Raw genomic sequence first — 8,863 nt, 5'->3', positions numbered from 1 at the left:
GGCTATTTGTTTGTAGTGGAGACTGACGACCGAAGGTGAGACAAGTTGGAACGGTGTGGAACAAGTGCTTTTTTCAGCACTTGTGGAACAACAAAAAATAGCTTGCGTAGTGACGAGGCGAACTCCTTATAACAGCTTATGGGCAAAGCCTTTCCAGCTGCGCCCATAATGATGTGCCGACCGTAGGGAGACACTTGGCTATTTATTCTTCCAATGTAAATGTAAACATCAATATTTTGGATAACCAGTAAATACTTTCTTGTTGCTCGGATTGTTCGGGCTGGCTTAAGGCATGGATCATTTCTGCAAGTACGTATTGCAGGTCTTCGAGTTCTTGTTGGTTTGTAACAGGGATATAGATTTTTGTTTTCATAAGGATCTGGATTTGATTCTATAGGTAAACCCTGATCTTTTACGATCGATGATTTCTAAAAACCCCCGATCTACGAGTTCGGTAAGGTATTGGTAGACAGAACTTGTTCCCTTGCCCAATCTGCAACGTATATCTTTGTTGGTAAATTCTTTTGCTTCAAAATAGCATTGCAGTTCTTTATAAAACCATCGCAAGTTAGGAGATAAAAGGTATTGGTGTTTTGGCAGGTGTAATTCATTTTGTAACATATAAATGGCATTCCCCATATCTTCTGTGGTTACATAAAACCTGCCAAGTGTATCTTGATCCCTATAGAGCTCGTTAATGATGGTAAGGCTGTGCGCGGTGGTTACAATACGTTTTTTTTGAGAAGCAGTAAAGGTGGTTTTCTCTAAAAACTTTTGGTACTTGTTGATGGTGACCCTGTAAGGGTAGAGAACTTTGACAATGATGTTCAGGTCATCCAGATGGTGTTTACGGTGGCTTAGTTTGTCGATTTTGGTATAGCGTCTTATGGATCGCTTTTTGCGTTCTTGTTTCATTATTTATATGGATTTGATTTATATGCATCTTGTTGCCGTGAAGGCGGTAAATAATTGTCCTTAACCAAGGATATTTTTATGTAATAAGGTTGATGGGTGGTGGGTAGTAGTTTTTATCCCTAATTATACTTGTCTTGGGTCGCTAGGTCGATTCGAGAGTTAAGTCGCTGACCCATTGTGATTTGACCAACCCAAGTTTGACCCTTTTCCGAACCATAACCGACCCTTTGCGACCCACACGCATAGCGTGTTTGGTTATCCCCGACTACCCGAGGACAAGTTTAGTTTGTTTGTGGGGGTAGTTTCTTGTATTTCTCTATCTGATCGTACAGATAGGTGCGTAATTCTTTGCGTAGCTTTTCTATATTATCCCAATAACTGATCTGGTAATGAAAAGAGTTGCGTTTACCAATACTACTACGGTTAATGTATTCCAGTTCTTCTAATTCTTTAAAATAGCGTTGGGTTTGGGTTTTACTGATCCTGAACTTTTGTCGGATTTCCCGTTGTGTAAATTGATAGTCTTTGCCTTTAGATTCTACATACTTTTTTAGGTTTTCGTAGAACTGTCGTAATATTCCATCGAGTTCATCAGTTTTTAGAATGATACTGTTGAACATTAGATCGATGGCTATTTCTAAATCTTGTAATTCTGTAACAAGCATAGCTTGATCTATTTTTTGTCGCTGATACTGGTGTAATAAAGTGATTTGCTCGATATAATCATGTAACATCTGTGTTAAGCGACGTCGTTGTTTGGCGGTTTTGGGGAGTTCCAACCGATAAGGGTTTTTGACTTTGTAGGGCTGTAGCATATATACAATATCCTGCAGGGATTCCCTTGCTACTGTTTCCTCGTGGTCGGTGACCACTTTGGCTGACTTATCAGACATATATTGCAATACCTTTTCGGTTTGTGCTTCGCTCTCATCGATGGCAATCACAAAAACACGGCTTTCGTTATCTTCATAAATCCTAAAATGTGTAGTGGCTACCAGACTGGCTATCGGTCCAAAAACATATTTTTCCCCTGTGGTGATTTCTCCTGTTTGTTCGTTTTTTTGGCTTACGCTACTGGACAGTTTGCCGTTGCTCTGCAACTCCCGCCACGCCAGTTCTGCTTCTTCGGTAAGCCCGTCATAATCTTCTAAGATGATCCCACAGTTACAAAGATCAGTTTCACCATAATTGTAAAAACTCTTGTCGGTAACCCGGGTAAAGCGTTTGATCTTGTTCTGGTCATACATGCAGTCGGCTATTTTACCGATCAGGTGGCTTTTTCCACTACCGCTAGTGCCTTGTACTACAGCGTGCAATGTTCTGTGCATTTTATGGCTGAGTAATATGGTAAAAAGGAACAATGCGTTTTTTTCTTCGCCGATGATACCTGTAGCTTGTAATTGTTTGGTTAGTGTCTCTATGAGACTTTTAGATTGTAATAGTTGTAATGCTCTTTTTTCTTCGATACCCGTAATGTCTCGTAGTTTGTATCTTAATTGTGCCTTGGGCACCTCGTTTTGTTTGTCTAATCGGTGGGTTTCTAAGGTTCTGGTGATTTTATCTAAAGCTATACGAACTACAGAGGTGCCTATTTGTAGCTTTTCGGCAATCTTACGAACCAATTTTTCTACGGCATCATCGTGATAAAGATCAATGGTGTTACGGCTTGGGGTTTGTTCTAAGTTTACTGTTTTATAGACGACCAATGTCATTTTTAGTCTGCTCAGGTCTTTTAAATCCAGTTTACCAAACACATCGATTTTTAGGTGTTCATCTGTGTAAATGGTGTGATTGGGGTTGATCCTTAGGTTGTGATTTTGTATAGGGGTTTTAGGGTTTTGCTTTTCTGCGGTAGGGTTATGGAGTATTTCTCTTTTCTCATAAAGATGCGTTAAAACTTCTGGTTCATGAGAGTCTAGTAAGCTATTGATATCTTCATTGTCGAGCATTTCCACTTTACTGATAGTAATGTTGGGAACAAGTTCTTTAAGTTCCTTGGCATACTTGTTTGTGGCACTGCCACCAGCGTCGTCCCCATCGAACCACAGGACAATGTCTTGCAATTGTTTTAAATATAAAATAGCTTTAAAATGCTCACTAGTGAGTCCGTTTGTTCCGTAAGCTGCTAGGACACTTGTGTCTTTTGAAAATAAAAAGTGTTGTTGTAGTGTTGCTGCATCAATGATGCTTTCGGTGATGATTAGGTGGCGAGTCGTCACAGACGGATATTGCGGATATAATCCTTTACGGTTTGTCGTATAATAATGTTTGCATTTGCTGTTGTCATAGATGCTTCTGCCGTATAATGATACTACTTGATTGTTTTTGTTTTTCAGAGGGAAGATGATACAATATTTTAGTTTGTCGTATTCCTTGCCCGTATTAAACCCTGCCCCCAGTTTTTTATAATCCAAGTGGCGGGATTTTACATACTCCCTTGCTTTGCTGCTTTGGGATAGTTTGGGTTGTAGTGTTGCGTAAAGGGTTTGGTAATCTTCCTGTACTGGTTTAGTATTGATATCAGTAATAGAATAATTGCCTGTCGAGGCTCTCGACTTTAACCAATCTACTGCCATTGGTAATTCCCAACTGTAGAACTTTTTTACCAGTTCGATAACGTCCATCGTGCCTGCAGAACAATTACCACTAAAACAAGTTGCAATCTGTTTCTTTTGACTAAACTGTAAACTTGGTTTTTTATCGCGATGAAAAGGACAAAGGCATTTACCGTTTTTATCCAAGTGCAATCCTAGTTCTTTAGCTATTTCTATAATATCTACGCTGTTTTTTAACTGGGTCAGGGTCATTGTTGATAAATTTATATGTACTGCTTATTTGTAGCAAAGTAAATCATTTACGCAGCAACAAACAAATGTTTAAAAACAATATTTATTAACAATAGGTCGTAAGTCTTTGTATTTTATACTACTCATTAGCTATTTTTGTGTTAATAAAAGCTTTTATATGTCGCAATTAGGAGAAAGAATATCTAGAAAAAGAAAAGAGTTAGGATTGTCCCAAACAGACCTTGCTAATAAAGTAGGGGTGTCTTATGCCCAAATTGGACGTTATGAAACAAAAGGTGTTCAACCTCCTGCAGAAGTTTTAAATAAAATAGCGGATGAGCTAAATTCCTCTATTGATTATTTGATTAATGGGGAGAGTAGTGAAAAGGCTATTAATTCCTTAAAAACAACAGAAGTGTTAAATCATTTTAAAGAAGTAGAGAACCTACCAGAAAAAGATAAAAATATAATACTTAATGTTATAGCAGCCTTTATTCGTGACCACAAAGCCAAAAAAGCATACTCATCCTCATAAACCAAAAAACCCACAACATCTTTTACAACGTTGTGGATTTTTCTTTTTTTACTAGGTATACCCGCCAATCTGGTACGGTACCCCTTACAAACTGGCACTAGCGCATACTAGGAACCAGCGGGGCAACTAATACTTTTTTATAAAAACCGCATAAATAAACATGCCTATATAGATTGTAAAATATACCAGAAATGGTAAAACAAATAAAAAATGTTTTATAGGTTGTTTGAATTTAACCGATATATAGTCTAATAGTACAACTATTGAAAAATATAAGGAGATAAAAAATATTGGCATAAAAACAAAATAACCCATAATTGTTTTTAATCTTCTTATAAATTTGTTAGAATCCTCAGGCAAAAACTGTGCTAAAATATACATAGAGGTTAAAATTATAAACCCTAAGAGTCCATAATTAGCATATTTTATTATTCTATTTTTCATATTACTTTCTAAAATGATTAAATCCATTAATAATCGCTCCTTGATCTGCACTGCTATCAATACCATTTAAAGTAAATATAGAATTAACTTGAGATCCAAATTTAATTGCTGCTGAACTGAACCTATTGAAATTCATCCAACTGCCCCACATATAATTCCCTGCATCATACAGATTATAGATTCTGTTGGTGTTTCCAAACCTAAAAAAGTGAAAATTAGTGTGATAAGATGTTCTTAAAAAGCCGGTATCAAGGTTTTTTCGTTCAGTACTTGTAAAATAATTGGAAACTAAATGGGAGAAAGTAAAATCTGCTCCACTATGAGAAGTTAATGCTGCAGCAATCCAAGCACCCGAGATATTTCCTGTAGACCTTAGCAATAAAGGGTTTATGCCTCCTTGTTTTAAAATAGCACTTAATAATTCAGAATCAGATATACTAAAAAATAATCTATCTCCTTCTAGCCATTCATTTATAAATTCAAAATCAACATCAGGATCACTGAAAAATAACTCGTTTCCATCTTCATCAAAGAATCTATGAGCCTGATTGTTTTTTTCTACATTAGTTACTATACCATCTTTATTAACCGTAATATTATCGTCCCAATTATCCCATCCCTCTCCAAATTCTTGCTCAGTATCTCCAAAACTAAGCACCCATTTTTCTTTCTTTTTTGTATGAGCAGAAGCAGAAAGCCCAAATTGCGCTAGTGCTCTATTTAACATAGAAATACCTGACAATCCTCTATTTCTATTAGTATCTATAGATACCCCTACAGAAGATAAAGCAGTCCCAAAACTAACAGCATCACCATTACTGTTTTCATACTGCCCTGTGTTCCAGTTATAACTTACTCTACCATCATTACGATAGTCTCCACTATTTACCATTCTGCCTTCTCTGATCTCATGGTGGCTACCACCACTGGGGTCATTATAATATACGGGATTGTTCCCAAAGGCATTGTAGGTGGACAACCCATGATGGGTAATAGGGTCGATACGGTTCCATCTTGCGATGGTTGGATCATACGATCTAAGTGGCATTTCATACCAGTTAAGACCCAAGCTTTCTTCTAATTCTGTACTGTTGTATTTTATTTGATGTGCTGCTCCTCTTTTGATAGCGTTGTAGCCTTTTTGTTGGAGCCCAAAAGGGTAGTAATTCGACTCTTCTACGATCTCATCGGTAGTGATCGTACCATCATCATTCTTATCGGTATAACTGAGTCTAATATTGCCTAAATGATCCGCGTATTGGTAAGTATACCTATACCCTGTATCAGAAGGTTCTATATACCCCTCTGCATGTGGCATAAACTCTAAATTTCCATTTTTATATTGTGCCCCACCAGCATATTCTGTTACTGTAGTAGTACCTCTATCTGTAATGATTTTCTTTTGTTTACCTCCTGTAGCATCATAGATATAGTTTATCTTTTTAGTACTATTATTATCAAAAACAATCTCTACTGGCAGATCCAGATGGTTATACTTGATATTGGTGATACCTTTGTTTTTATCTACAGTGATACTACCGTTACTATCATACTCATAATCATTACCGGTAGTATTACCATCTTTAAAGCCAAAGGTTATATTACCAGTATCGGTAACCCTTAATAACTTATGTCCTGTAGCCTCGTAGGTATAGGATAGCTTATCCATCTCTCCAAAGGCAGTGGCATTGATATCTGTATGCCCTTTACGATTCAGACTTAAAATATTCCCCATGGTGTCATAGGTAATACCACTTACATCATACCTGCCGTCTTTACTGGTAGCAGTGGTAAGTCGATCTAATGCATCATAGATATACCCATAAGCTCTCTGGGTGTGATCGTTTGCCGTTTTCCAGGTTATCTCACTTATATTACCATTATACAAGGCAGTTGCTCCCAGGTTTTCGGTTGGATTATTGTAATGAATGGCATACCCAAACAAATCCCCATTGGCAGTATCCCCCTCGTTAATAGCTGTTAGCCAACCCCGTATGTTATGAGAATAGTCCACCTTTTGCAAGCCACCTCCTGTTTCTTTTCTGGTTAGTATCCCTAATTTGTCATAGGTATTACTCATAATGACTTCCTCTGGCTGATCATTGATTTTTTGGGTTTGGGTGAGTACTCTACCCTGGTGATCATAGGCAAAGGTATCCACCGTTACTATAGCCGTATTACTGTTCTTGGTATGTGTAGTTTTGCTCTGGATCACTTTACCTGCAAAATCAAATTTGGTTTCTAGAATATCTACGGTACTAAGATACTCATTTTTGTTTGCTACGTATACAGGTCGCGCTTTTTTATCATAATAGGTCACTGTTGTGATCCAGGTATCGGTTCCTAATATTCGAACCTTGCCTCCTGTAGGCAGCATTTTGGTTCGATTGCTGGTCGCTTGTTGATATACTGTTTGGGGGTCATACAGTTCTACTGGTTTATCAAAATTATAATCATCGTAATAGCTCATGCTATGCAGCTCTATATTAGTGGTAGGAAATGTAGTATTACTATAATACCTTTTAGTACCATTTATTATCGTGGTTACATCCCGTTGCTCCCATAATGTGGCTAATGCATTTACTTCTTGCTGTATGGTTGTTCTATCTCTAGAATCGGTATATATACCACTATATACACCTCTGCCCAGTGCATCATATTTGACAAACAGCCACTGATCTGATGGTTTTCCTGTATGGTCTTTTCTTAAACTGGCGTTCTGGGTTAATATGGGCTGATCCAATTCATTATATATAATATATTCCCACCCTTTACCAGGTGCTTTCTTTTCGATTATTCGGTTACGTTCGTCGTATTTGTACTGATAAATCAATTCGGTAAGCTCGGTATTCGATATTCCATCGGTTGTAATTACCTTGGGTGGTATAACATAGGTAAGATTACCAAAATCATCATACACATTATAGGTATCTAGTACTTGTTCGTTATTATATGCACGGGATAAAACCGTTTGTCCGCTTTTATCGGTAAATGCTTCTGCTGTTTTGTTTTTACCATCTTCCAGAGTCCAGTTCTCGTTTTTTATAATCCTCTTGGTAAGTTGTGCCGCTGCATAGGTACCATTAGCTACCAGTGATGGGGTATTGTTTACCATTACTACATCAAAACGCATTACTTCTGTAGCTGTATTTAGATCGTATGCTAATTTTACTGTATGATTGGCAGAGTGTATCGTTTCATAACTTTTTAAGTATTGTAGTTGACTTATATCAAAGGTTTTCCTTGTTTTTAGCCCGTTTACAACAGACCCTGGCGTACTGGTCACAGCAGTTATAACAAAGTAGTTGTTTTCTATACTAGCTTTATAGTCTGTGTTAGCCCCATTACTATCGGTTATATACCCCATATCGAGGTATGCAATTGCAGGGTATACATCTAATTTTCTAAGTTTACCTACCGGTAATGTTTGAATCCCAAGGCTTTGATTTACTCCCATCCATAGGATCAATGATCCCGATTCTATCCTAATTGATACCCGATTCTCCTTATCGGCCAGTGCATTTGCTACCCCGGTAGTATACAAAATATCTGTAGCATCCCATTGTTTCAGATACGTTAGCGTAGCAGGAAAATTGGCATATACCGGATTGGTATAGTTCAGGTTTTTTTTGTTATATGCCCATGCGGCTCCTGGTGCTGCTTGCTCCCGGGCACGATTAAGAGGGGAGGCTTCAAAGATAGTCTCGCTACAAGCATTTATTTTATCCAACGGTACTCCTGTAAAATCTTTTGGGTATCTATTTTGATAATATGTATGGATATCCTTTTGGATATCTACTTCTCTATAACTTCCTGTTACTCCTTTGCCAGCTTCATAGGGCAAATATTGTTTGGCTTGTCTTCCAAAAACATCATACTCTACATGCAAAATAATATCTTTACTATCCGGCGAGGCGTTGATTGCATTTTGCTGTACGGGTCTTCCCAATCCGTCGGCGTAGGTGATATTATATATCTTTTGTGCTTCGGGAGCTGTCTCTAAGGCTTTTACTGTTGTAAAAGGTTCTTGTGCCTGTACCGATAACATATAGTTATGTTCTTCGTTTAGATCCAGGCCTTGTGCTAATGTAGCTGTCATACCTGCTATACAAAACAGTACACCTATGGCTATTTTTATAGTTATATTCATTACACTATATTTTTTTAATGCTTGTATCATTTT

At 37.5% G+C, this 8,863-nt stretch carries 5 protein-coding genes; 1 reads left to right on the top strand and 4 read right to left on the bottom strand.

From position 1 onward, the window contains the following. Positions 1-202: 202 nt before the first annotated feature. From ACZIYX_RS20665 to ACZIYX_RS20655, 3 genes are all read right to left on the bottom strand, one after another. Positions 203-373 carry a hypothetical protein gene (locus tag ACZIYX_RS20665; RefSeq protein ID WP_462684157.1) on the bottom strand — a complete coding sequence of 57 codons (171 nt, stop codon included), beginning with the start codon at positions 371-373 and terminating at the stop codon, positions 203-205. Next, on the bottom strand, positions 370-915 hold the full coding sequence (locus ACZIYX_RS20660) for a hypothetical protein (protein ID WP_462684156.1): 546 nt from the start codon (positions 913-915) through the stop codon (positions 370-372). The genes ACZIYX_RS20665 and ACZIYX_RS20660 overlap by 4 nt, the downstream gene beginning before the upstream one ends. A gap of 281 nt (positions 916-1,196) precedes the next feature. Beyond that, positions 1,197-3,722 (bottom strand): CHC2 zinc finger domain-containing protein, encoded by a 2,526-nt coding sequence (locus tag ACZIYX_RS20655; protein WP_462684155.1) that lies wholly within the window; start codon positions 3,720-3,722, stop codon positions 1,197-1,199. 157 nt (positions 3,723-3,879) lie between these two features. Here ACZIYX_RS20655 and ACZIYX_RS20650 point away from each other — a divergent pair, with 157 nt between their 5' ends. Then, positions 3,880-4,236, top strand: coding sequence for a helix-turn-helix domain-containing protein (locus tag ACZIYX_RS20650; protein ID WP_462684154.1), 357 nt, complete (start codon positions 3,880-3,882; stop codon positions 4,234-4,236). A gap of 445 nt (positions 4,237-4,681) precedes the next feature. On the opposite strand, the gene ACZIYX_RS20645 is transcribed toward ACZIYX_RS20650, so the two are convergent. Beyond that, the gene (locus tag ACZIYX_RS20645; RefSeq protein WP_462684153.1) at positions 4,682-8,860 is read right to left on the bottom strand and encodes a DUF6443 domain-containing protein; all 4,179 of its coding nucleotides are present in this window, start codon (positions 8,858-8,860) and stop codon (positions 4,682-4,684) included. Between the last annotated feature and the right edge of the window lie 3 nt (positions 8,861-8,863).

The organism is Aquimarina sp., assembly GCF_977115655.1.
Note: the sequence above shows the minus strand (reverse complement) of the source record. Positions and strands in the feature narration are given on the sequence as shown.

Bases quoted from the DNA above. Each gene is read 5' to 3' on its own strand.
- ACZIYX_RS20665 (WP_462684157.1), bottom strand. From the start codon at position 373: ATGAAAACAAAAATCTATATCCCTGTTACAAACCAACAAGAACTCGAA.
- ACZIYX_RS20660 (WP_462684156.1), bottom strand. From the start codon at position 915: ATGAAACAAGAACGCAAAAAGCGATCCATAAGACGCTATACCAAAATC.
- ACZIYX_RS20655 (WP_462684155.1), bottom strand. From the start codon at position 3,722: ATGACCCTGACCCAGTTAAAAAACAGCGTAGATATTATAGAAATAGCT.
- ACZIYX_RS20650 (WP_462684154.1), top strand. From the start codon at position 3,880: ATGTCGCAATTAGGAGAAAGAATATCTAGAAAAAGAAAAGAGTTAGGA.
- ACZIYX_RS20645 (WP_462684153.1), bottom strand. From the start codon at position 8,860: ATGATACAAGCATTAAAAAAATATAGTGTAATGAATATAACTATAAAA.